We start from the raw sequence: 22,247 nt of genomic DNA on the forward strand, positions 1-22,247 counted from the left end.
TTTCTATCTCGGGGGCGGGACCGCGGTGCAGGAGGCGACCGGGCACGCGGACTCGGCCGAGGAGATGTACAAATACCTGTTGTCGGTGGCCCGGGATCCGGAGCCGGAGAAGATCCGCGCCTACTGCGAGGGCAGCGTCGAGCATTTCGACTGGCTGGAGAGCCTCGGGTTCGAGTTCGAGCGCAGCTACTACCCGGAGAAGGCCGTCATCCAGCCGGGCACCCAAGGGCTGATGTACACCGGCAACGAAAAGGTCTGGCCCTACCGGGAACAGGCGACTCCCGCGCCGCGCGGGCACAAGGTGCCGGTGCCGGGGGATACGCAGGGCGCGGCGATGATCATCGAGTTGCTGGTGAAGCGGGCGGCCGCGCTCGGGGTTGAGGTGCGGTACGAGACCGGGGTGACGAATCTGATCGCCGACTCGGACGGGGCGGTGGTCGGGGTGGCTTGGAAGAATCTCGGGAAAACCGGTGCGGTGCGGGCGAAATCGGTTGTCCTGGCCGCGGGCGGGTTCGTCATGAACACCGAGATGGTGGCCGAGCATGTGCCGTGGTTGACCGAGAAGCCGTTCGTGCTGGGCACTCCGTTCGATGACGGGCTGGGCCTGCGGCTGGGCGTCTCGGCGGGCGGTGCGACCCGGATGATGGATCAGGCGTTCGTGACCGCGCCGGTGTATCCACCTGCCAAGCTGCTCACCGGAATCATTGTGAACCGCAACGGGGAACGGTTCGTCGCCGAGGATTCCTATCACGCCCGCACCTCCGCCTTCGTGCTCGATCAGCCGGGCGCGGTGGCTTATCTGATCGTGGACTCCGAGCACATGGAACGGCCCATGTTCCCGCTCGCGCCGTTCATCGACGGGTGGGAGACCGTGGAGGAGATGGCGTCCGCTCTCGGAATCCCTTACGCGGCATTGCGATCCACCCTCGACAGGTACAACGAGAACGCGGCGCGCGGCGAGGACCCCGAATTCCACAAGGCGGCCGAATGGCTGCAGCCGCAGGACAGCGGGCCGTGGGCGGCGTTCGATCTGACCCTGGGCAAGGCGCTGTACGCGGGCTTCACCCTCGGCGGGCTGCGGACCTCGGTCGACTCGGAAGTGCTGCGGGACAACGGGTCACCGATTCCCGGGCTCTATGCCGCCGGTGCCACCGCGTCCACCCTGGCCCAGGACGGCAAGGGCTACTCCAGCGGGACCCAGCTCGGCGCGGGCTCGTTCTTTGGCCGCCGCGCCGGTCGTCACGCCGCCAGCCGCTCCAGTTGACGGATCAGCTCCGAGGCGGCCACGGGATCGAGCATTCCGAACGTGCCGCCTCGGAGTTCCACCGAGAGAATCCGTTGGTGCTCGGCCTCATAGCGCAGGCCGCCTTCCAGGCCGGGGTCGAGGGTGACGGTGAGCTCCCGGGTCGGGCTGAATCGGCGATACAGAGCCTCGCGGGTGACCTCCCAGCCTGACTCCTGTAGTGCGAACATGCGATCCGTACGGATCTCCCGGGAATCGAAGCGCGACAGGCTGTTCGATTCCGCTTCCTCGGCCGTGAGCGTGTAAACCTGCCGCGCCAACTGCTCGAACGGCTGCCGTAACCGATTGTCGGCGAACACATCCCGCCAGGCATCGACCGCCTCGCCGAGATGAATCGGATGAGCCACCCCGACCAGCCCATCCACCGCCAGCTCGACCTCGACCCCCGCGACGTCGTAAGCCCGGTGCTCGCCATCGATCCGGAATGCCCTCCCGGCCGCCCCCGATTTGTCGAAGCACGCCCATACCAGCCGCTCCGCCAACGGCCCCAACGCCGGATCCTCCGCGATCAGCCGCCGATGCGCCCCCACACGCCACCGCCGCCCATCCACCATGGCCGCCTCGAAGCGCCGAATCTGGTCGGTGGTAACCGATTTCGGGTCTTTGCGAACCGCTTCCCCGGCCGGTTCCGCCGCGAGCCGCACTCGCACCCGGCGGCTCAGCGCTTCGGCATCGGCCGAGACCTCCTCACCCGTCCCGATCCGTCGCAGCCACGGCGTCATCCGCCCGGCCATCGGTTCGGGACTCTCCACGACAACCGCGCGCCGAGCCTCCACCACCTCGCTCACGAACGCATGCCCGTGCTCGATCATCCAACTGTCCACGAACCGATCGATGAACTCCCGCTCCCGATCGACCCCGATCCGATAGGTCACCCCCGCGTACTGCGCGATGGCGAACACCACCGCCGCCCCCTCCGCCGTACACGGGCCTTCCGGCGCGGCAACGTATTCCGCCGCCGCGTCGGCAAGTTTCTCCAGCCCATCCAGCCGAGCCGCCAGCAGCACCGTTTCCACCACCGCCCGGTGCCGCCGCAGCAGTCTGCGCACCGCCGCGGTGGCCTGTGGATCGGGCCAGTGTTCAACCCCGTTCGTCACGTCTCCGATTTTGCCGCCGTCCACCGACAACGGCGGCTAAGCCGGGGCGCGGACGATCAGGGAGACGGCCATGGGGACGAGGACTTCGACCAGATCGCTGACGGGGGGTCTGGGGTCTGAGAGGAGCCATTCGTGGGCGAGGCCGTTGATGGCGCCGATGAGCGCGCTCGCGGCTAGTTCGGGGTTGCCGAGGATGGTGGCGTTGGCGCCGCCGAGGGGCGGGACGGCCAGGCGGATGATTTCTATCCAGGCGTGGCGGCGTTCGCGGCGGTGTTTCTCCATGCGTTCGCTGACGCCCACGACTTCCACGAAGGCGACCTTGGCGCGGTAGGGGTCCGAGCCGATGGAGCCGAGGAATGCGGCGAGGGCGCGGGTGACCGTTGCCGTGGGGTCGGCCGGGTCGGGTTCGGTGCCCTGGAGGGCGGTCGCCAGGGCGGTGCCCGCGTCGTTCTGGATCTGGTCGTAGGCGGCGACCAGGACGTCCTCGCGGGTTTGGAACTCCTCGTAGAACTGCCGTTTCGACAAGCCCGCGGCGGCGCACACGTCGGCCAGCGAACAGTTGGCGTAGCCGCGTTCGCCGAAGATGTGGATGGCGGCGTCCAGGAAGCGCTGCCTGCGCTCGGCTTTTCGTTCGGTCACGGCGCGTCCGCCGTATTGCCTGCCTTCGATCGTCACGGTCGTTTCTCGATGGTCACGCCTGAAAGGTTACGGGTGGCTCCATATCGAATGCCGTGAAGCTCAGCGACGCGGACGCAAACCGTCCAGCATGTGGGTGACCATCTCGTCGAAGAGGCTGTCGGCCTCCTCGGCGTCGATCAGGCCGGAACCCAGGATGGCGGCCAGGCCCTGCAGGGCCGCGACAGCCGAAAGACAGATGCGACGCGGGTCGCCCTGGACCACCTCGCCGCGGGACTGCGCGTCGGTGACCATCTGGATCGGGACGGTGAAGGCGCGGGCGGCGGTCTCGCCGATGGCGGGGGTGGGGCTGTTCTTGCGGGCGAACATGAGGGCCAGCAATTCCGGATTGTCGATGGCGAAGCGCAGGTAGGTCTCGGCCATGGCGCGCATGCGCTCCAGGAAAGTGCCGGAGGCGTCGGCCTTTTCGAAACCGGCGCCCAGGCGCTCGAAGCCCGCGACGGTGAGCGCGTCCAGCAGGGCCTGCTTGTCGCGGAAATGGCGGCTCGGCGCGGCGTGGCTGACGCCGGTGTCGCGGGCCAGGCCGCGCAGCGACAGGCCGTCGACGCCGGCGCTGCGCAGGGTCTCCTCGGCGCGGCGCAGGAGTTCGGCGCGCAGGTCTCCGTGGTGGTAGGAACGCGCGCGCTCCACCACCTCGCGGGCTTTGCGCTTGGTGATGCTCATGGTGAGAGCAGGATATCGGACACACTCGGCGATGTTGGCGTTGACTACTTTGTTGTCGGTGCCTACATTCGTGCCATGGCGAATGACAGTGTTTCCGTGACCCGCAGAGTGTCGCTGCGCGGCTGGCTCGCACCCGGCCTGGTGCTCACCCTGCTCGCGGCGCTGATCGCCACCATGTACCTCGGCTACACCTCCGATCCGGAGAAGAACCTGCACGACTTCCCGGTCGCCCTGGTCAATCAGGACGTCGGCGACGTGATGGACGGCAAGACGGTGAACATCGGCGATCAGATCGCCGACGCGCTGAGCGACAAGATCCCCGCCGACAAGATCGATCTGCGGGTGGTCGGGATCAACGACGCCCGGCAGCAGCTGAGCAATGGCCAGGTCTACGGCGCGATCATCATTCCGGGTGATTTCACCAAGCGGGTGTCGATTCTCGCGGCGGCCTCGGTGGTGCCGGGGGATGTGGAGCGGCCGGTCATCACCGTGCAGACCAATCCGCGCGCGGGCACGTACGCGTCCTCGATCATGCAGCGGATCACCGATCGGGCCATGGCGCAGGTGAATACGACCGTCGGCGCGCAGCTCACCGATCAGGTGAAGGCCAAGCTGGCCCCGCACGACGGCGTCCCGGGCACCGAATTGACCGGCGCCGCACGGCTGCAGCTGGCCAAGCCGATCGACGTGGTGGTGAGCCCGTACCGGCCGCTGCCGTCCGGGACCGGGCAGGGGCTGTCGGCGTTCTTCTACACCCTCGTGCTGCTGTTCGCGGGCTTCAGCGGGGCCATGATCATCCACTCGATGATCGACAATGTGCTCGGTTATCTCCCGGCCGAATACGGGCCGTGGTTCCGCGCGCCGGAGCCGCAGAAGATCAGCCGCTGGCACACGCTGCTGGTGAAGTGGGCCATCGCCGCGATAACCGCGCCGCTGCTCTCGGGCATGTTCATGGGTATCGCGACCCTGTTCGGCATGCCGATCGACGAGCCGCTGCCGCTGTTCCTCTACGGCACCCTGGCCGTGATCGCGGTCGCGGTGACGGGGCTGTCGGTGCTGGCCGCCTTCGGGACCATGGGCCTGCTGGTCAACATGATCGTGTTCGTGGTGCTGGGCCTGCCGTCGTCCTCGGGTTCGATTCCGGTCGAGGCGATTCCGCGGTGGATCGCGTCGCTGTCCAGCTTCGAGCCGATGCATCAGATCTATCTGTCGGTGCGCGCGATCCTGTTCTTCGAGGGACATCTGGAGGCGGGGCTGAGCACGGGCATCTGGATGACCTTGTTCGGGTTGACCTTCGGTTTGCTGCTGGGCGCGGTCGCCACCCATACCTACGACCTGCGGGGGCTGTACCGGCTCGGTGTGCCGCACCGCGCGGAATCCGCCCACGCACAGTGACTTTCGGCCCTGTTCGTTGTCGAGCTGTGACAGTGATACTGGCGCTGGGCACCGAATAACTCATCGCCGGGCGATGATTGTGGGGCGGTTCGATGGTGATGGCTTCGTCGCAGTTCGACCAACTGACGGGACAGTTCCTGCGTGCCGTAAGGGACGCCGGTGGCGGGCTCGGGGCGGTGTGCGCCGCCTGCGTGCGGGTGCTGCCGGTGCGCCGGGCCGCCATCGTGCTGGAGGAACGCGACGCGGGCATGCAACCCTGGTGCGCCAGTGACGAATTCGCCGAGCGGGTGGAGTTGGCGCAGGCGACGGCGGGGGAGGGTCCCGCGGTCACGGCGGTGGCCGACGGATTACCGGTGATCGTCACCGATCTGCGCGTGGACTGCGAGCACTGGCCGGGATTCGCCGAAGCACTCGCCGCGCGACCGGTGACGGGCTCGCTGTTCGCGGTCCCGTTGCGGCTGGGCTCGATTCGGCTCGGCGCGGTGGATCTGTATCGCGAAACCCTCGGGCGGCCGGGTCCGCGATTGCAGTCGGCGGCGCTGCACATCGCTGATCTCGTCACCGCCAGCCTGGTGCTGGCCACCGGGGACGAGGCGCGGCAATGGGCACAGCCGTTGTCCAGCCGCTGGATTCACCAGGCGGCGGGCATGACCAGCGCCCAGCTCGGCATCGAGATCGCCGACGCCTACGCCCGCCTGCGCGGATACGCCTTCACACACGGGCTTTCGCTCGTGGAGGTGGCACGGCGGGTGGTGGAGCGCGAGATTCGGATCGAGGCGGAATGAGCGCAACTCTCCCGCGCGACCCCACCCGGCAAATACCATGGGCTGACGGCAGGAGCGGCACAGAAAACTTACGTGGCGGACACCCGGAGGTTCCGCCGATGCGGGGTGATGGCGGTGTCCGACAGTGAGTTGCTGGTAGCGGTATTGGCGAGGTTCGCGCGGCTGTTACCGGCGGCACACGAACTGCCCGACATTCTGGACGAATTGATGCGCAGTGCGATCGATGTGCTGGAACCGGGCGGTGTGACGGTGGCGCTGTCCCCGGAATTGCGTGGCGACCGGTCGGAACTATTCGGCGGAATACCCGAGGACCTGCTGGATCTCGAGGTCTGCCAACGTGATTACGCGCGCGGACCGGGTGTGGTCGCCTACGCCTGCGGGGCCCCGGTGACCGTCACCGATATCGGCAGCTACGGCGACATGTGGCCGGAGTACACGAGTCTGGCTGGGCGGCACCGGATTTCCTCGGTGGCCGCGGTGCCCATGCGGCTCGACGACACCGAAGCCGGTGTGCTGAGCCTGTATTCGCGCGACCAGCGACAATGGACCGGCAAGGACCTGTCGGTGGCCACGCTGCTGGCCGGCATGGCCACCGGGCACATCGTCACCGCGAATCTGGTGCAGCGTCATCAGCGGGTCACCGAACAGCTGCAGCACGCGTTGACGACCCGGATCGTGGTGGAACAGGCCAAGGGTGTGATCGCGCACGCGCACCACACGACGCCGGATGCGGCGTTCGAGTTGATTCGCGCGCACGCCCGGCGAAATCGGGTCACGGTGCACGCGGTCGCGCATGGCATTGTTGAACTGGGCCTTAGCATCTGATCTCGCGTCGGGCGGCAGCCCAGGTTTGCCGGGAATAAAGTACGGTTAAATAGTTCGGGCGCTCCGACCGGTAGCGGCCTGTAGCCTGGATTGTTGGCGGAACCGAAAGCCCCTGTCCCCGGCCGGTTTCCGTGCGCGGTTGGCGGCCGTCCCAGTCCCTCGACGGTTCGTTCAGGCAAGTCTGTGCTCGCTGTACCCGTCGATCTGGGGGCGATCGTGAATTCCTCACGTGCATCGCAAATTTCCGCTGCCCATCAGCCCTGCTCACCACCGACCCGCCGCGCCCGCCGCGGCAGCGAATTCGATCAACTCCTCCGCCGGATCGCGACCGGAGACCGAGAGGCCTACGAGGAGCTCTACCGCCGCACCCGCGGACTCGTCTACACGCGCGTACTGAACATCGTGTGCGACACCGGATACGCCGAGGAGACGTGTCATGAAGTTTATCTCCAGGTCTGGCGCAGCGCGGGCGGATTCGACCCCGCCCGCGGCAACGCGCTGACCTGGCTCACCACCCTCGCCCACCATCAGGCCGTGGATCGGGTGCGCCGCGAATGCAGCGCGGCGGGACACGAACACCGTTGGGGCGTCTGCGATTACCGCCCCGCCATCGATGTGGTGGCCGAGGAGATCCTGCGGCGGCAGGACGAACGGGCCATCCGCCGCGGACTGGCCACGCTCACACCGCATCAGCGGGAATCGGTGGTGCTCGCGTTCTACGGCGGGCTCACCTACGCGCAGGTCGCGGCGCGGCTCGGCATCGGGTTGCCCGCCGTGAAGGCTCGGATCCGGTCCGGGCTGGCACAACTGAAAGTATCACTGGCATAAGTTGATTCGGTTCTAGTGTGCCGCGGTTGCCTTGAATTTCGCCGGCACCAGGACCACCGTTAGCACCGCGACCGTGCCCACCATGGCGGTCGAGATCCAGGAGGTGGTGGTCAGCGCCGAATCGAAGGCGTGCTGGGCGATGGTCAGCACCTGCTCGCCGGTCGATCCGCCGATCTTGTTCGCGACATACGCCGCGCCGCCCACCGATCCCTGCGCATCGGCCAGATCGTCGCCGTGCAGCGGCAATCCGGTCATGTGGCTGGTGAACAGGCGGCCGTGAATGCTGCCCAGCAGCGCCACGCCCAGGCCGATGCCGAGTTCGTAGTTGGTCTCCTCGACCGCGCCCGCCTGTCCGGCGCGTTCGGGTGGGACCGCGGCCACCAGGACCGCGGCGGCCGTGGTGATGGCGATGCCGTCGCCGATGCCGAGGCAGGTCAGGATGAGCGCCACGATCGGGTAGGTGGTGGTGGGCACGGCGGCCAGTACGAAGAAGCCGACCGCCAGCGCGCCCAGGCCGAAGGCCATGAGCGCGCGCACGCCCACCCGCTGCATGAGCCAGGGCGTGGCCAGCGAGCCGAGCAGGGTGGCGACGGCCGCGGGCAGGGTGCGGACACCGGCCTGCGAGGGCGAGTAGCCGTGGATGTACTGCAGCCACAACGAGATCAGGAACAGGGCCGCGCCGATGGCGAGCATGGCCAGCAGGGTGGCGAGCGCCGCCGCGGTGAAGGCCCGGTTGCGGAACAGGCGGACATCCAGCAGCGGGTCCGGCGACTTCAGCTGGCGATAGGCGAACAGGCCCAGCAGCGCGAACGCCGCGACCAGGATGGCCAGGTCGATCGGGGCCGGACTGCCCTTGGCCACATGCTTGATGCCCCACGCCAGCGCCACGATGCCGAGCACGGAGACGATCGCGCTGAGCCAGTCCAGGTTGCCGTGTTGCGGCGCACGGTATTCCGGCAGCAGCCACAGCCCGGCGCTCACGGTGACGATGACCACCGGCACGTTCAGCCAGAACGCCGCCGACCACCCGAACGCCTCGACCAGATGGCCGCCGACCAGCGGGCCGATGGCCGCGCCCGCACCGGCCACCGAGGCCCAGATGCCGATGGCCAGGGTGCGTTCCTTGTCATCGGTGAAGATATTGCGGATCAGCGAGAGGGTGGACGGCATGACCATGGCCCCGCCGACACCCAGCAACGCGCGGCCCACGATGAGCTGCGCGGGATCGTGCGCGGTCGCCGCCACGATCGAGGCCAGGCCGAACAGCACGAAGCCCGCCAGGAACAACCGCTTGCGCCCGTAGCGGTCGCCGATCGCGCCGCAGGTGATGAGCAGGCCGCCCAGCACCAGGCCGTACAGGTCGACGATCCAAAGCTGTTCCATGGGACTGGGTTCCATGTGATCGATGAGCGACGGCAGCGCGACGTTCAGGATCGTCGCGTCCATCGCCACCAACAGCAGGCTCGCGCATAGCACGGCGAGCATGGCCCAGCGGCTCGGCACGGGTTCCGCCTCCTCGGGTAGACATTTGGTCCGGCTGGCAACAACCTGGCTAAGCCTACCCGCGAGGTTCCCGCCTACTTGCCCGCGTTCTGCTTCGCCAGCAGATCGCGAATCTCGGTGAGCAGCTCGAGCTCGGTCGGATCGGCCTTCACCGCGGTGGGCTTGGACAGCCGGTTCTTGAGCGTGTTCATCGGCAGGATGAGCACGAAGTAGAGGACCGCGGCCACGCAGACGAAGTTGATGCCCGCGCTGATGATCGGCCCGAGCGCCACGAAGGTGGACGGCTTACCGGCCAGCAACTGGAAGCCCAGACCGAATTCCTTGTTGCCGCCCAGGGTCGCGAGCAGCGGTTCGAGCACACCCTTCGTCACCGAGGTGACGATGGCGGTGAAGGCGGTGCCCATGACCACGGCCACCGCGAGATCGATGACATTGCCCCTCATCAGGAACGCTTTGAAGCCTTTGAGCATGACGCCGTTCAATCCAATCCGAGATGATTTCGTAACTTTCCGGATGGAAGTCTAAGGGCCCTCGGAGCGGAACGTGCGCACCAACGCGACGCACATCGCGAGCATGACGACACTGAACGGCAAGGCTATGAGAATGGCCACGGTCTGCAGTGTGGTGAGCGCCGCGGTGCCGGATCCACTGGCCACCAGCAAAGCAACCGCAACCGCGCCTTGGGCGCAGGTCCAGAAGGCGCGGCTCCAGGTCGGCGGCTCCGGATTGCCGCCCGAGGACAGCATGTTCACCACCAGCGCGCCCGAGTCCGCGGATGTGACGAAGAACAAGACGATCACCAGCACCGCCAGGCCCGCGGTGATCGAGCCGCCGGGCAAAGTATTGAGCAGCGCGAACAGCGAGCTGTCGCGGTCGGGACCGTCGGGCCCGACCAGCCCACCGCCGCCGAACATTTCGCGATGCAGGCCCGCGCCGCCGAACACCTCGAACCAGACGAAGGTCAGCAGCGTCGGCACCAGCAGCACGCCCGCCACGAACTCGCGCACGGTGCGGCCGCGCGAGATGCGCGCGATGAAGACGCCGACGAAGGGCGCCCAGCTGATCCACCAGCCCCAGTAGAAGACCGTCCACTGCCGGGTCCACGCCGTGCCGTCGGGGCCCTCGGTCGCGCCGGTGTAGAGGCTGATCTTCGGCAGCGTCTGCAGGTACTGGCCGATGTTCTGGACCAGGTCGTCGACGATGAACAGCGTCGGCCCGGCGATCAGCACGTAGAGCAGCAGCATCCCGGCCACGCCCATATTCGCCTGGGAGAGCAGCTTGATGCCCTTGTCCACGCCGGTCGCCACCGAGACGGTGGCCAGCGCGGTGACCGCCACGACCAGCACCACCTGCGGGCCCTTGCCCGGTTCGTGCAGCCAGCCTTGGTAATTCAGCCCCGCCGAGATCTGCAGCACGCCCAGCCCGAGCGAGGTGGCCACGCCGAAAACCGTGCCGATCACCGCCACCACATCGATGACATCGCCGCGCCAGCCCCGAATCCGGTCGCCGACAAGCGATTCCAGTGACCAGCGGATGGATACCGGCCTGCCCTTGCGGTGGATCGAGTACGCGATGGCCAGCCCGACCACCACGTAGATGGCCCACGGATGAATGCCCCAGTGCAGAAACGTCTGCACCATGGCCGAATCCGCGCGCTGGGCAGCGGTCGAGCCGACGCCCGGCCGCGGATCCTCGTAGTGGAACAGCGGCTCGGCCACGCCCCAGAACACCAGCCCGATCCCCATGCCCGCCGCGAACAGCATGGAAAGCCATGCGCCGAGCGAGTATTCGGCCCGCTCCCCGTCATCGCCGAGCGTGATGCCGCCGAATCGCCCCAGCCCGAGCCAGATCGCGAACACCACGAACAGGCTCACGATGACGATGTAGTACCAGCCGAAGCCGCCGATCACATTGTCCTGCAGCGCTTTCGCCTGCCGGGCGGCGGTATCGCGGAAGACGATGGCGTACACGGTGAATGCCGTGACGATGACGGCGGCGGGCCAGAAGACGCGGGGCTGCACCGCCATTCGATGATGGGCGGGAACCGATTCCGGGCCTTTCGGCCCGGAATCGGATGTTGCGGCTATTTGCCCGTCCTGTTCGTCAGGGCCGTGACGATCTCGTTGACCGCACCCAGCACATCCTGTGCGGCATGCTCGAGATTGGCCCGCACCTGTTCCAAGGTGCCCTGCAGATCCTCGGGAGTGATCTTGTCGGCGAATGCCTTCGCCATATCGGCGAGGTCGGCGGCCGCGTTCTGGGCGCGGTCGGCGAGTTCGGCGGCGGCCCCGCTGGCGCGTTCGGCCAGTTGCCCGGCCGCGGCCTCGGCCCGGTCCCGCAGGTCGGCGCCGGTGACGCCGAGATCGGTGGTCAGGTCGTCCGCGGTGGTGCGCAGGTCGTCGGCCAGACGTTCGGCGTTGGCGTCGAAGTCGTCATTCGTCGGCATGGTGCTGATCCCCTATTTCGATCCGCCGCCCAGTTTCTCCTTGACCTTGCCGATGAGACCGCCGACCTTCTCCTTGACGTCCTCGCCCGCGTGCTCGAGGCGTTCCCGCATGTCGTCCATGCCGTCACGGGCCTTGTCGGCGGCTTCGCGCGCCTGATTGCCCATATCCTCGGCCGCGGCCTTGGCCTGGTCGCCCGCCTCGTCCATCTTGTCGCCGAAAGAAGACATCGAAACCTCCCTACGTTGGTCACGCTCGGGTAGTTACAGCGATCTCTCAGCAACCGATACTAGTCCGTTTGTCCAACACCGTCAGTCGACCGGACCCAGCACCCGCTCGATGTAGGCGTTGGTGAACCGGCCCTTGGGGTCGAACCGGTGGCGGACCGCGGCGAACTTGTCCCAGTCCGGGTAGCGCCCGCGCAGCGTCTCGGCGGTCTGGAAGTGCCGCTTACCCCAGTGCGGGCGGCCGTTGTAGCGGTCGAAGACGCGCTCGCAGGCGCGGAAGTACGGCTCGTAGTTCATGCCCTTGTACTGGTGCACCGCGATGTAGCAGGTCTCGCGGCCGCCGGCGGGGGACAGGAAGGCGTCGTCGGGGGCGACCCAGCGCACCTCGATCGGCATGACGGTGTCGAAATGCTTGGCCACCTCCCTGATCTCGCGGATGGCATCGACCGAATGTTCGCGCGGCAGTGCGTATTCCATCTCGGTGAAGCGGAACAGTCGCGGGCTGGCGAAGACCTGGTAGGAGCGCTCGACCTGGCGGCGGTTGCTGCCCGCGTAGGCCACGGCGCGCTGCACCGGCGGGATCAGGCTGGGCCGGGCGCGGGTCAGGCGGCACAGCGCGTCGAAGGCGTGGTTGGACACGAGAACGTCCGAAATCCAGTCCATGGCCTTTCCGCGCGGTTGCTCGGGTAGGTCGACCCGGTTGTTGCGCTTGGTCATCGCCAGCGGGCTGTGGGCGAACATGAAGAACTCGAAGTGCTCGTTGCCGTCGACGTAGGAGTCGAGATCGGCCAGCACGTCCTCGACCGGGATCGGGCGCTCGACGCCCTCGAGCACGAACGACGGGACCATCTGCAGGGTGACGGCGGTGACCACGCCGAGCGCGCCCACATTCACCCGGGCCGCGCGCCAGCCGTCGGGATCGGTCTGCTCGTTGAGTTCGACCCGGCTGCCGTCGGCGAGCATCAGCTCCACCGAATGCAGTGCGGCGGAGAGGTTCTGGAGCTTGGCACCGGTGCCGTGGGTGCCGGTGGCGGTCGCGCCCGCGATCGACTGCACGTCGATGTCGCCGAGATTGGGGAAGGCCAGGCCCATGGGGTGCAGGGCGGTGCTGGTGGCGTTGAGCGTGCGGCCGGCCTCGACGCGGACCAGGCCGCTCTCGCGGTCCACGTTCAGGATCTTGTCCAGCTTGTTCAGACGCATGAGAGTGCCGTCGGTGAGCACGGTCTCGGTGAACGAATGGCCGGATCCCGCGACTCGGACGGTGTGGCCGTTCGCTTCGGCCTGTGCGAGTACTGCCGCGACGTCCTCGGGCGAGCCCGGATCGGCAAAAGACGCCGGGGTACAGCTCTGATCCCCGGCCCAGTTCACCCAAGAGTTGGTCATGCGACCAACTCTAAACCGGGAGTGTGATGCGCGCTACCGTTTGCGCGGTGGGCACGCCGCGGCTTTCGCCCGTTCCACCTCGTCCTCGGTCAGCGGCGGTTGCGTGAGCGGCATGCGCGGCACGCCGTCGCCGCGGACGCCATTGAGAATCAGCGCCATGTAGCGCTCCCAGACGTCGGGATTCACCGGCCGGGCGAAGCCCGCGATGCCGTCGACCATGTTCACCATGGCGAAGAAATCGGCCGGCTCGATATCGGGCTGCAGCACGCCCGCGTCCTTGGCGCGCTGGATGACCGCCTGCATGCCGGGCCGGATGCGGTCCTTCATGCACACGAATCGGTCCATGCTGTCGTGCAGTTCGAGGATGACCTCGCCGAAACCGCGATTGATCGCGATGTGGCGGCAGGAGTACTCGAACAGCTCGACCAGGCCCTGCCACGGGTCCGGATGGTGCAGCGCGGTGTCCACGGCCCCGGCCAGCTCGGTGACCATGTGGTCGAAGACCTCGGAGATGAGCTCCTGCTTGTTGGCGAAGCGGCGGTAGACCGTGCCGACGCCGACACCGGCGCGCTCGGCCACATCGTCGAGCGTGACCTCCAGGCCGCGATCGGCGAAGAGTTCGCGGGCCGCGGCGATGATGCGCTGTTGATTGCGGGCGGCGTCCGCGCGCAGACGCCGAGGTGGTGGCGCGGTGGTGACGTGATTCACAGGCTAATCCTAACAGGAATCGGGATTATCCGGAGACTGTATCTCCGTTTTGCATGCTAGCTTGGATCAGTAAACGGAGATGGCTTCTCCGTTAATCCTAGGGGACGAGGAAAACCACCATGACAACAGCTCTCGAGAAAGACGTGGCAGCGCCGGCCGACACCGGACGGCGTGGCTCGCACGCCATGCGCTGGTGGGTGCTCGCCGTGCTCGGCGTGGCCCAGCTGATGGTGGTGCTCGACGCCACCGTCGTGAACATCGCCCTGCCGCACGCGCAGGCCGATCTCGGCTTCTCCAACGGTGACCGCCAGTGGGTGATCACCGGCTACGCGCTGGCCTTCGGCAGCCTGCTGCTGCTGGGCGGGCGGCTCTCCGACCTGTTCGGGCGGCGCACCACCTTCATCACCGGACTCGTCGGCTTCGCGGTCGCCTCGGCCGTCGGCGGCGCGGCCGGGAACTTCGAGGTCCTGGTCGGCTCCCGCGTGGCGCAGGGTGTGTTCGCGGCGCTGCTCGCGCCCGCCGCGCTCTCGCTGCTGACCGTGACCTTCACCGAACCCGCCGAGCGCGCAAAGGCTTTCGGCATCTTCGGCGCCATCGCGGGCGCGGGCGGCGCGCTCGGCCTGCTGCTGGGCGGCGCGCTCACCGAGTGGGCCTCGTGGCGCTGGGTCATGTACGTGAACCTGGTCTTCGCGGCCGTCGCGCTGGTCGGCGCGATCCTGTTGCTGGCCAAGCACACAGCCACCGAGCGTCCCAAGCTGGATCTGCCCGGCACGCTGACCGTCACCGCCGCGCTGTTCGGCATCGTGTACGGCTTCTCGCACGCCGAATCCGACGGCTGGACCAATAATGTGACGCTGTTCTTCCTGATCGGCGGCGTGGTCCTGCTGGGTGTGTTCGCCTGGCTGGAACAGCGGGTCGCGCATCCGCTGCTGCCGCTGCGCGTGGTGCTGGACAAGACCCGCGGCGCGTCCTACGTCACCGTGTTCACCATCGGCATCGGCATGTTCGCCATGTTCCTGTTCCTCACCTACTACATGCAGCAGCAGCTGGGCTACTCGCCGATCATCACCGGCGTGGCCTTCCTGCCGATGGTCGCGGGCATGATCGCGTCCTCCACCACGGTGCCGGCGTTGCTGATCCCGCGGGTGGGTCCGAAGGTGACCGTGGTGAGCGGATTCCTGCTCGCCACACTGGGAATGGCGCTGCTGACCCGCATCGGCGTCGACACCGGCTACGCCAGCCACATCCTGCCCAGCCTGATCCTGATGGGCCTGGGACTCGGTATGGCGATGTCCACCGCGTTCTCCGGCGCGACCTCGGGCATCGATCACCAGGACGCGGGCGTCGCCTCGGCCATGGTGAACACCAGCCAGCAGGTGGGCGGCTCGATCGGCACCGCGCTGCTGAGCACGCTGGCCGCGACCTCGTTCAACAACTATGTGTCCGACCACGTTCCGCCGTCGCCGTCGGTGCTGGCGCACGCCGCGGTGCAGAGCTACACCACCACGTTCTGGTGGGCCGCCGCGATCTTCGTGGTCGGCGCGGTGGTCACCGGGTTCATCATGCCGAACAAGGTACCGGTGCCGGCCGAGGGCGAACCCGTTCTGGCGCACTGAGATTCGAAGTCGGACAACGACGTCCGAAGTGAAAGAGGCCCCTGCTCGTGGTTACGAGCAGGGGCCTCTTCTTTTCCGGCTTACCGCGATTCAGCGGCAGTTCGAGGGCGGGGCCAAGCCCGCGAAACGGTCGGACAGATAATTCATGGCGTTCATCGCGCCCGGGAAGATCGCGGTGCCGTGATCCGCGCCGGGGATGACGTCGAATTGGACCGGAGTCCCCGCGGCGCAGTAGCGGCCCGCGGTGTACTGCGCCAGGTTCAGCGGCACCTGGTCGTTGCCGCCGTGCCATTCGTAGAGCGGCTGGTGGATGAGCTCGGGGATGATCTCGAGCGCGTTCTCGTGGAAGGTGCTGATCAACCTCGGGTCGTTCTCGGCTCCGGCGTGGAAGACCTCGCTGATGTGGTGGTTCGCGCCGACCGAGATGATGTCGTCCACACAGGAATTGGCGAGGCGCTCGCGCATCCAGAAGCCGAAGGGGGTGAGCGAGTCGTCCAGGCGCATCACGCCGGGGTATTCGCGTTCCATGCCGACGGCGACGGCGAAGCCGAGTCCGAACAGGGCCTGGGGCGAATCACCCGCCTCGATGGCCATTTTGCCGGGATTCACCGGGACGCCGCCCTGCGCCACACCGACGATGGGCAGTTCGGGCGCGTAGTCCGGGGCGATGGCGGCGGCGAAACCGGTGGCCATCGCGCCGCCGGAGTAGCCGGCCAGGCCGACCGGGGAATCACCGAGTCCCGCCGGGGCGAAACGCTTCACCGCGCGAATGCCGTCGAGGGTGATCTGCCCGCCCATGCGGGCCGCGCCGTAGGCACTGTCGGGGCCGAGGTGATCGGGGACCGCGATCGCCCAGCCCCTGGCCAGTAGCAGCGGGAAGGCGGAGGCTTCCTTGAGACTGCCGTCGAACAGGCTGTGCGACGGAGCGCATTGCATGCCCAGCGAATTCACGAACGGCTGATACGACAGCAGCGGTCGCGGACCGGGCCCGGGGGAGATGAGGGTGGTCATGGCCGCGATGGGCGCGCCCGCGGAATTCGTGGAGCGGAACAGGATCTGCCATACCGTCGCCCCGGCCCACGGATGCGCGGGGACCAGCCGGGCATTGAGGACGTCGCCGTTCTGCGCGCCGTCGAGATTCCCTGCGGCGTAGTAGAACCCGTCCGCGTCCGGGAAGGGGTAGATCGCTCCGGCGTGCGCCGCGGGCGCGGCGGCCACTACCGCCACCAGCGCCGTGGCGATGCCGACGCCTCGGACCAGCAATTTTCTGATCGACTGCCGCACCGCCAACTTGGCTCCTCGAGGCCGATGGGACAACACCGGGCAAGCGGCACTATCCTCGCAGTTCCGGGCTGTTGTTCGGGCTCAGCAACACGCCGATTGGCAACTATTTAGCTAACAAAGAGGAGGGGTGGTGACAGCGAAGGCCCGCGTCGGTGCGGATGTGCTCGGTGTCATCGCCCTCGGCGGCGCGATCGGCGCGGTGACGCGCTACGGGGTCAGCGTGTGGGTGCCGCACTCCGGCGCGATTCCGTGGCAGACCTTGGCGGTCAACGTGATCGGCTGCTTCCTCATCGGGGTCCTGATGGTCTGCATCACCGAGATCTGGGTGGCGCACCGGCTGTTGCGGCCCTTCCTCGGGGTCGGCATCCTCGGCGGATTCACCACCATGTCCACCTATGCCGTGGAAGTTCGTACACTGCTCGAATCGGGCCGAATCGGCTGCGGACTCGGCTACCTCGGGGGGACGGTGGTGACAGGGCTGATGGCGGTCGTGCTCGGCGTGGGCGCGACGCGGTGGGTATCGGGTACGGCACGACGATTGGGGGCAGGCGATGAGTGAGACGGCTCGGCACTGGGTTCCGGCATCGCGGCTGACGGTGCTGCTGGGCGAGGACGACCTGTATCGGCATCGGCCCCGCTATCACGAGATCGTGCGGCGTGCCCGGGATGCCGGACTGGCCGGGGCGAGCGTGTGGCGCGGCGTCGAGGGATACGGGGTTTCCTCGCAGATCCACACCACCCGGCTGCTGGATCTGGCCGAGCGGCTGCCGGTGCTGGTGATGATCATCGATGACACCGAACGGCTGCGCGCCTTCGTGGAAAGCAATGCGGACCTGCTGGATTCGGTGACCGTGGCACTCTCGCCCGTCGAGGTTTTCGACGGGGTGCGGCGGTGACGGCGCTACTGGTGATCCTCGGCGCGGCCGTCGGGGCGCCGACCAGATATCTGGTGGATCGCGCGGTGGCCCATCGATTCGATAGTGTTCTCCCACTGGGCACACTGACGGTGAACGTGGGCGGTTCGGCCGTGCTGGGCGCGTTGATCGGTGCGGGAGCAAACCATTGGCTCCTCAGCGTGCTGGGAACGGGGTTCTGCGGCGCGCTGACCACGTTCAGTACGTTCGGATACGAAACGGTTCGATTGGCCGAGGAGGGCGCTTACAGCTATGCGGTGGCGAACGTCGTGATCGGCGTCGGCGCGAGCCTGGTGGCGGCCTACCTCGGTGCCTTTCTCGGGCAGTGGGTGTGGCCGTGATTCTCATGACCAGCCGGGCACAGGCGATACGTAAGGGAGGTGCGAGCATGGCCCACGATCGAGCCGGACGACCGGCGCGGGCCACGGACCTCGAGGACATCGCGCACTTGGTGACCGCCTACTACAGCCGGATTCCGGATCCGGCCGATCCCGCGCAGCTGGTGTCCTTCGGTACCTCCGGGCACCGCGGATCGAGTCTGGACTGCGCGTTCAACGAGGCGCACATCCTGGCCATCACCCAGGCGATCGTGGAATACCGTGCCTCCCGGGGGATTACCGGGCCGGTGTATCTGGCGCGGGACACGCACGCGCTGTCCGAGCCCGCCTGGACCACCGCGCTGGAGGTGCTGGCCGCCAACGGCGTCACCGCGGTCATCGACTCGCGCGACCGGTATACGCCGACACCGGCGCTGAGTCATGCTGTGCTGCGGCACAATCGGGGCGGGACGCGGCATCAGGCCGACGGGATCGTGGTCACGCCCTCGCACAATCCGCCGCGCGACGGCGGGTTCAAATACAATCCGCCGCACGGGGGTCCGGCCGACACCATCGCCACCGACGCCATCGCGGCCCGGGCGAACGAACTATTGCAAACCGGCCTGGCCGATGTGCGGCGGACCTCGCTCGCGCACGCGCTGGCCGGCAGTGTGGAGCGCTACGACTATCTGGATCGCTACATCTCCGACCTACCCAATGTGCTGAACCTGGACGCCATTCGAGGCGCCGGGATTCGGCTGGGCGCGGACCCCATGGGCGGGGCTTCCGTGGACTACTGGGAGGAGATCGGGCAGCGCTACGACCTCGAACTCGAGGTGGTGAATCCGTTCGTCGATCCGACGTGGCGGTTCATGACGCTGGACTCGGACGGGCGCATCCGGATGGATCCGTCCTCGCGGTACGCCATGGCCTCGCTGGTGGCGATTCGCGACGATTACGACATTTCCACCGGCAACGACGCGGATGCGGACCGGCACGGGATCGTGACTCCCGATGCGGGACTGATGAATCCGAACCACTACCTGGCGGTGGCGATCGAGTACCTGATCGCCAACCGGATGGGGTGGGACGCGCTGACCAAGATCGGCAAGACGGTGGTGACCTCCGCCATGATCGACCGGGTGGTCGGGGTGCTGGGGCGCGATGTGTACGAGGTGCCGGTCGGGTTCAAATGGTTCGTGCCCGGATTGTTCAGCGGCAGCCTGGCTTTCGGCGGCGAGGAATCCGCGGGGGCCTCGTTCCTGCGGATGGACGGCACCGTGTGGACCACCGACAAGGACGGGATCCTGCTGGCGCTGCTCGCCGCGGAGATCACCGCGGTCACCGGGCAGAGCCCCTCGACCCGCTACGCCGAACTCGAAAAGCGCTACGGCTCACCCGCCTACGCCCGCATCGACGCCAATGCGACCGCGGAGCAGAAGGCGCGGCTGGCGGCGCTGACTCCGGACCTGATCACCGCCACCGAGATCGCCGGGGAACCGATCACCGGGATCCAGACGCGCGCCCGGGGGAACGGCGCGGCGCTGGGCGGGGTCAAGGTGACCACCGAGAACGCCTGGTTCGCGGCGCGGCCGTCGGGGACCGAGGACAAGTACAAGATCTACGCGGAATCCTTCCAGGGGCCCGAGCATCTGGCGCAGGTGCAGGCGGCGGCGGAGGAGATGGTCGGGCGGGCGCTCGGCGGTGAATGAACCGGCCGGGATGGATCTCGCCCGGTGGGTGGTTCGCATCGGAGTGATCGGTTGTTGCGTGGGTGTGAGTGAAGTGGTGCGGTGAGTAAGTCTGAGGAGCGGACCCGCCTGCCCGTGGAGATCTGGGTGCTGGTCGGATCGGCGTTCACGATCGCCATCGGATTCGGGCTGGTGGCTCCGGCGCTGCCGCAGTTCGCGCGCAGCTTCGATGTGGGGGTGGCGGCGGCCTCGTTCATCGTGAGCGCGTTCGCGTTGATGCGGTTGCTGTTCGCGCCGATGGCCGGGCGGCTGTTGCAGAAGCTGGGGGAGCGGCCGGTCTATCTGACCGGGCTGTTGATCGTGGCGGTGTCGACCGGTGCGTGCGCGCTGGCGCAAAGCTATTGGCAGCTGCTGGTATTGCGGTCCCTGGGTGGAATCGGCTCAACCATGTTCACGGTGTCCTCGCTGGGCCTGGTGATTCGCATGTCCCCGCCCGCGGAACGCGGCCGCGTCTCCGGCGTGTACTCCACCAGCTTCCTGATCGGATCCATCAGCGGGCCTTTGGTCGGCGGCGCCCTGTCCTTCCTCGGCCTGCGCGCCCCGTTCCTCATCTACTGCGTGGCCCTGCTGATCGCCAGCCTGATCGTCTATGCGGCCCTGCGGAATTCCCCCCTCGCCCTGCCCGAACAGACCAACGGCACCCCCACCATGACCTTCCGCGAGGGCCTGGCCCGCCCCGCCTACCGAGCAGCCCTGTGGGCCAACTTCGGCAATGGCGCAGCCGTTTTCGGCGTTCGCATGGCCCTGGTCCCGCTGATCGTGGTCGAAGTCCTGAAGCAGGACGCCGCCCTGGCCGGCGTAGCCCTCACCGCCTTCGCCCTCGGCAACGCCTCGGTCCTGTTCCTCTCCGGCCGCTGGTCGGACACCCTGGGCCGCAAGCCGTTCCTGATCGCCGGAACCTTGGTCTGCGCCCTCGGCACGGCAGGCATCGGCCTGTCTCCAACCCTGCCGTGGCTGCTGGTCGCATCCTGTATCGCGGGCATCGGCTCCGGAATGTTCGCCCCGGCCCTCCAGGCGGCAGTCGCCGACATCGTCGGCCCCGGCCGTCGCGGCGGCCCGGTCCTCGCGGGCTACCAGATGTCCGCCGACCTCGGAACCTTCCTCGGCCCCTACGTCATCGGCCTGCTGGCCGACCGCCTCTCCTACGGCTTCGCCCTGGGCGTCACCGCCCTCCTCCTGGCCTCAGCCTCGACCGCCTGGTTCTTCGCCCCGGAAACCCTGCGCCGCAAGGAACCCGCCGTCGCCGTCTAGTTCGGCCCGGGGTGGGTGTCGCCGGGGCGGGAGCGTCGGGCAGAGTGGTGCGGGTGAGCAATCCGACTTCGAAGCACACGCCGCAGCCGGTTTCGAGCAAGACCACCTACGCGCTGGCCGGGCTGGCCGTGGTGGTGGTCGTTGCGATCGTGGCGGCGCTGTATCTGTGGAATCGCGGGGGCGGGGACGAGGTGCGCAATGACGGGTACGGGCCCGTGCGCGATCCCGGGGTGAGTGTGGCGTTGGACTCCGATGGCGCGATCGTGCTGGGCAAGCCGAACGCGAAAACCATTGATATCTATGAGGATCCGCTCTGCCCCGCCTGTGGCCAGCTGGAGAAGATCTACGGGCAGGAGATCGCCCAGCAGATCGACCTGGGCAAGATCGCCGTCCGCTACCGCCTCGTGAACTTCCTGGATTCCCGCTCCAAGAGCAAGGACTACTCGACCCGCGCCATCGCCGCCAACGAATGCGTGGCCCAAGCGGGCGACGGCCCGGTCTACTCCAAGTTCCACGCTCTGCTCTTCACGACCGAACAGCCGTCCGAGGGCGGCACGGACCACGACAACAAGGAATTGGCCGCCATCGCCAAGCAGGCGGGTGCGAGCGACGACGTCGCCAAATGCATTACCGCGGGCGAGCGCACCGACACCGGCCGCGCACATGCCGAAGCATCGATCAAGGCCCTCGAGGAGCTGGTCGGCAAGAAATGGGGCACCCCGTCGGTGTTCATCGACGGCAAGAAGATCGACGTGAACAACAAGACCTGGGTCCTCGACGCCGGCAAATAGCGCGGCTGCGACGAATTCAGACGTCCAGGACCGGGCGCCGCAGGCGGGTGGTGTAGTCGCCTGCGCGGCCCAGGGCATCGTCGGCGGCGTCGAGTTCTAGTAGGGCTTCGTCGAAAACCTCTGCGGCTCCGGCTATGCAGTACGCCGGGGTGAGGAGGGCGCCGGTTCCCGGGGTGTCCAGGAGGAGGCGGGAGTCGGGGAGGTCGCGGTAGGCGGCGGTCAGGGCGGACAGCTCGGTGCGGAGCGCTTGGATGCGTTCGCGCAGGAGGCGGCGGCGCTCGTCCAGGAGGGCGGGGTCGCGCAAGTCCTCGGATTCCGCTGGGGCGTAATCGTTCATGCCCTCCAGAATGCAATGGCGTAGAAAAACTCGGACGTTTTGCTACGCCAGTGTATTCTCGGCGGTTTTGGGTGGGGTGCGGCCCATCGGGGGAACGGTGAATTTGAGCCGCACCCCGGGGAGGGGGCC

General features: G+C 67.6%; 24 protein-coding genes. 12 read left to right on the plus strand and 12 right to left on the minus strand.

Annotated elements, in window-relative coordinates; genetic code table 11:
* A partial coding sequence (locus ACAM49_RS29175) for an FAD-binding protein (protein ID WP_369638758.1) occupies positions 1 to 1,264 on the plus strand: 1,264 nt, incomplete at its 5' end.
* Here ACAM49_RS29175 and ACAM49_RS29180 read toward each other — a convergent pair.
* The 3 genes from ACAM49_RS29180 to ACAM49_RS29190 form a co-directional block, all read right to left on the minus strand.
* On the minus strand, positions 1,240 to 2,400 hold the full coding sequence (locus ACAM49_RS29180) for a DUF4132 domain-containing protein (protein ID WP_369638759.1): 1,161 nt from the start codon (positions 2,398 to 2,400) through the stop codon (positions 1,240 to 1,242). The two genes, ACAM49_RS29175 and ACAM49_RS29180, sit on opposite strands and share 25 nt — an antisense overlap.
* Positions 2,401 to 2,436: 36 nt before the next feature.
* A complete protein-coding gene (locus ACAM49_RS29185) occupies positions 2,437 to 3,039 on the minus strand; it encodes a TetR/AcrR family transcriptional regulator (protein ID WP_369638760.1) in 603 nt (200 codons plus the stop codon).
* A gap of 99 nt (positions 3,040 to 3,138) precedes the next feature.
* Complete coding sequence (locus ACAM49_RS29190) at positions 3,139 to 3,759, minus strand: TetR/AcrR family transcriptional regulator (protein WP_369638761.1); 621 nt, start codon at positions 3,757 to 3,759, stop codon at positions 3,139 to 3,141.
* Positions 3,760 to 3,855: 96 nt separating this feature from the next.
* Between ACAM49_RS29190 and ACAM49_RS29195 the strand changes: the two genes are divergently transcribed.
* The 4 genes from ACAM49_RS29195 to ACAM49_RS29210 all read left to right on the plus strand — a co-directional run bounded on the left by ACAM49_RS29195 (position 3,856) and on the right by ACAM49_RS29210 (position 7,592).
* Positions 3,856 to 5,154, plus strand: a complete 1,299-nt coding sequence (locus ACAM49_RS29195) for a DUF3533 domain-containing protein (RefSeq protein WP_369638762.1) — start codon at positions 3,856 to 3,858, stop codon at positions 5,152 to 5,154.
* Between the two features lie 98 nt (positions 5,155 to 5,252).
* Positions 5,253 to 5,939, plus strand: coding sequence for a GAF and ANTAR domain-containing protein (locus tag ACAM49_RS29200; protein WP_369638763.1), 687 nt, complete (start codon positions 5,253 to 5,255; stop codon positions 5,937 to 5,939).
* Between the two features lie 114 nt (positions 5,940 to 6,053).
* A complete protein-coding gene (locus tag ACAM49_RS29205; protein ID WP_369638764.1) occupies positions 6,054 to 6,764 on the plus strand; it encodes an ANTAR domain-containing protein in 711 nt (236 codons plus the stop codon).
* 216 nt (positions 6,765 to 6,980) lie between these two features.
* Entirely contained in the window at positions 6,981 to 7,592 is a 612-nt protein-coding gene (locus ACAM49_RS29210) for a sigma-70 family RNA polymerase sigma factor (protein WP_369638765.1), read from the plus strand.
* 12 nt (positions 7,593 to 7,604) lie between these two features.
* Here ACAM49_RS29210 and ACAM49_RS29215 read toward each other — a convergent pair whose 3' ends face one another.
* The 7 genes from ACAM49_RS29215 to ACAM49_RS29245 form a co-directional block, all read right to left on the minus strand.
* Positions 7,605 to 9,095, minus strand: a complete 1,491-nt coding sequence (locus ACAM49_RS29215) for an MFS transporter (RefSeq protein WP_369638766.1) — start codon at positions 9,093 to 9,095, stop codon at positions 7,605 to 7,607.
* 74 nt (positions 9,096 to 9,169) lie between these two features.
* The gene (mscL, locus tag ACAM49_RS29220; protein WP_369638767.1) at positions 9,170 to 9,565 is read right to left on the minus strand and encodes a large conductance mechanosensitive channel protein MscL; all 396 of its coding nucleotides are present in this window, start codon (positions 9,563 to 9,565) and stop codon (positions 9,170 to 9,172) included.
* A 51-nt stretch (positions 9,566 to 9,616) separates the two neighbouring features.
* The gene (locus ACAM49_RS29225; RefSeq protein WP_369638768.1) at positions 9,617 to 11,122 is read right to left on the minus strand and encodes a BCCT family transporter; all 1,506 of its coding nucleotides are present in this window, start codon (positions 11,120 to 11,122) and stop codon (positions 9,617 to 9,619) included.
* A 56-nt stretch (positions 11,123 to 11,178) separates the two neighbouring features.
* Positions 11,179 to 11,541, minus strand: a complete 363-nt coding sequence (locus ACAM49_RS29230) for a hypothetical protein (protein WP_369638769.1) — start codon at positions 11,539 to 11,541, stop codon at positions 11,179 to 11,181.
* A gap of 12 nt (positions 11,542 to 11,553) precedes the next feature.
* Entirely contained in the window at positions 11,554 to 11,769 is a 216-nt protein-coding gene (locus tag ACAM49_RS29235; protein ID WP_157514421.1) for a CsbD family protein, read from the minus strand.
* Positions 11,770 to 11,850: 81 nt separating this feature from the next.
* Positions 11,851 to 13,149 (minus strand): D-arabinono-1,4-lactone oxidase, encoded by a 1,299-nt coding sequence (locus tag ACAM49_RS29240; RefSeq protein WP_369638770.1) that lies wholly within the window; start codon positions 13,147 to 13,149, stop codon positions 11,851 to 11,853.
* A 33-nt stretch (positions 13,150 to 13,182) separates the two neighbouring features.
* On the minus strand, positions 13,183 to 13,857 hold the full coding sequence (locus ACAM49_RS29245) for a TetR/AcrR family transcriptional regulator (protein WP_369638771.1): 675 nt from the start codon (positions 13,855 to 13,857) through the stop codon (positions 13,183 to 13,185).
* Positions 13,858 to 13,976: 119 nt separating this feature from the next.
* On the opposite strand from ACAM49_RS29245, the gene ACAM49_RS29250 reads away from it, so the two are divergent.
* Entirely contained in the window at positions 13,977 to 15,473 is a 1,497-nt protein-coding gene (locus ACAM49_RS29250) for an MFS transporter (RefSeq protein ID WP_369638772.1), read from the plus strand.
* 90 nt (positions 15,474 to 15,563) lie between these two features.
* Here ACAM49_RS29250 and ACAM49_RS29255 read toward each other — a convergent pair whose 3' ends face one another.
* Entirely contained in the window at positions 15,564 to 16,757 is a 1,194-nt protein-coding gene (locus ACAM49_RS29255) for a lipase family protein (protein ID WP_369638779.1), read from the minus strand.
* Between the two features lie 130 nt (positions 16,758 to 16,887).
* On the opposite strand from ACAM49_RS29255, the gene crcB (ACAM49_RS29260) reads away from it, so the two are divergent.
* From crcB (ACAM49_RS29260) to ACAM49_RS29285, 6 genes are all read left to right on the plus strand, one after another.
* Complete coding sequence (gene crcB / locus ACAM49_RS29260) at positions 16,888 to 17,316, plus strand: fluoride efflux transporter CrcB (protein WP_369638773.1); 429 nt, start codon at positions 16,888 to 16,890, stop codon at positions 17,314 to 17,316.
* Positions 17,309 to 17,653 (plus strand): DUF190 domain-containing protein, encoded by a 345-nt coding sequence (locus ACAM49_RS29265; protein WP_040816046.1) that lies wholly within the window; start codon positions 17,309 to 17,311, stop codon positions 17,651 to 17,653. The genes crcB (ACAM49_RS29260) and ACAM49_RS29265 overlap by 8 nt, the downstream gene beginning before the upstream one ends.
* Positions 17,650 to 18,012: a fluoride efflux transporter CrcB gene (gene crcB, locus ACAM49_RS29270; RefSeq protein WP_369638774.1), complete on the plus strand. Its 363-nt coding sequence runs from the start codon at positions 17,650 to 17,652 to the stop codon at positions 18,010 to 18,012. The genes ACAM49_RS29265 and crcB (ACAM49_RS29270) overlap by 4 nt, the downstream gene beginning before the upstream one ends.
* A gap of 47 nt (positions 18,013 to 18,059) precedes the next feature.
* Positions 18,060 to 19,700 (plus strand): phosphoglucomutase (alpha-D-glucose-1,6-bisphosphate-dependent), encoded by a 1,641-nt coding sequence (pgm, locus tag ACAM49_RS29275; protein ID WP_369638775.1) that lies wholly within the window; start codon positions 18,060 to 18,062, stop codon positions 19,698 to 19,700.
* An 81-nt stretch (positions 19,701 to 19,781) separates the two neighbouring features.
* Positions 19,782 to 20,990, plus strand: a complete 1,209-nt coding sequence (locus ACAM49_RS29280) for an MFS transporter (protein ID WP_369638776.1) — start codon at positions 19,782 to 19,784, stop codon at positions 20,988 to 20,990.
* Between the two features lie 53 nt (positions 20,991 to 21,043).
* Positions 21,044 to 21,781: a DsbA family protein gene (locus ACAM49_RS29285; protein WP_369638777.1), complete on the plus strand. Its 738-nt coding sequence runs from the start codon at positions 21,044 to 21,046 to the stop codon at positions 21,779 to 21,781.
* Between the two features lie 16 nt (positions 21,782 to 21,797).
* On the opposite strand, the gene ACAM49_RS29290 is transcribed toward ACAM49_RS29285, so the two are convergent.
* Positions 21,798 to 22,118: a hypothetical protein gene (locus ACAM49_RS29290; RefSeq protein WP_369638778.1), complete on the minus strand. Its 321-nt coding sequence runs from the start codon at positions 22,116 to 22,118 to the stop codon at positions 21,798 to 21,800.
* Positions 22,119 to 22,247: the final 129 nt, after the last annotated feature.

Origin of the sequence: Nocardia sp. JMUB6875 (assembly GCF_041154655.1) — a bacterium.
GTDB lineage: Bacteria > Actinomycetota > Actinomycetes > Mycobacteriales > Mycobacteriaceae > Nocardia.

Excerpts from the sequence above, each read along its gene's own strand:
- ACAM49_RS29225 (WP_369638768.1), bottom strand. The coding sequence starts at position 11,122 with ATGGCGGTGCAGCCCCGCGTCTTCTGGCCCGCCGCCGTCATCGTCACG.
- ACAM49_RS29290 (WP_369638778.1), bottom strand. The coding sequence starts at position 22,118 with ATGAACGATTACGCCCCAGCGGAATCCGAGGACTTGCGCGACCCCGCC.
- mscL (WP_369638767.1), bottom strand. The coding sequence starts at position 9,565 with ATGCTCAAAGGCTTCAAAGCGTTCCTGATGAGGGGCAATGTCATCGAT.
- ACAM49_RS29235 (WP_157514421.1), bottom strand. The coding sequence starts at position 11,769 with ATGTCTTCTTTCGGCGACAAGATGGACGAGGCGGGCGACCAGGCCAAG.
- ACAM49_RS29240 (WP_369638770.1), bottom strand. The coding sequence starts at position 13,149 with ATGACCAACTCTTGGGTGAACTGGGCCGGGGATCAGAGCTGTACCCCG.
- ACAM49_RS29230 (WP_369638769.1), bottom strand. The coding sequence starts at position 11,541 with ATGCCGACGAATGACGACTTCGACGCCAACGCCGAACGTCTGGCCGAC.
- ACAM49_RS29265 (WP_040816046.1), top strand. The coding sequence starts at position 17,309 with ATGAGTGAGACGGCTCGGCACTGGGTTCCGGCATCGCGGCTGACGGTG.
- ACAM49_RS29190 (WP_369638761.1), bottom strand. The coding sequence starts at position 3,759 with ATGAGCATCACCAAGCGCAAAGCCCGCGAGGTGGTGGAGCGCGCGCGT.
- pgm (WP_369638775.1), top strand. The coding sequence starts at position 18,060 with ATGGCCCACGATCGAGCCGGACGACCGGCGCGGGCCACGGACCTCGAG.
- ACAM49_RS29200 (WP_369638763.1), top strand. The coding sequence starts at position 5,253 with ATGGCTTCGTCGCAGTTCGACCAACTGACGGGACAGTTCCTGCGTGCC.
- ACAM49_RS29250 (WP_369638772.1), top strand. The coding sequence starts at position 13,977 with ATGACAACAGCTCTCGAGAAAGACGTGGCAGCGCCGGCCGACACCGGA.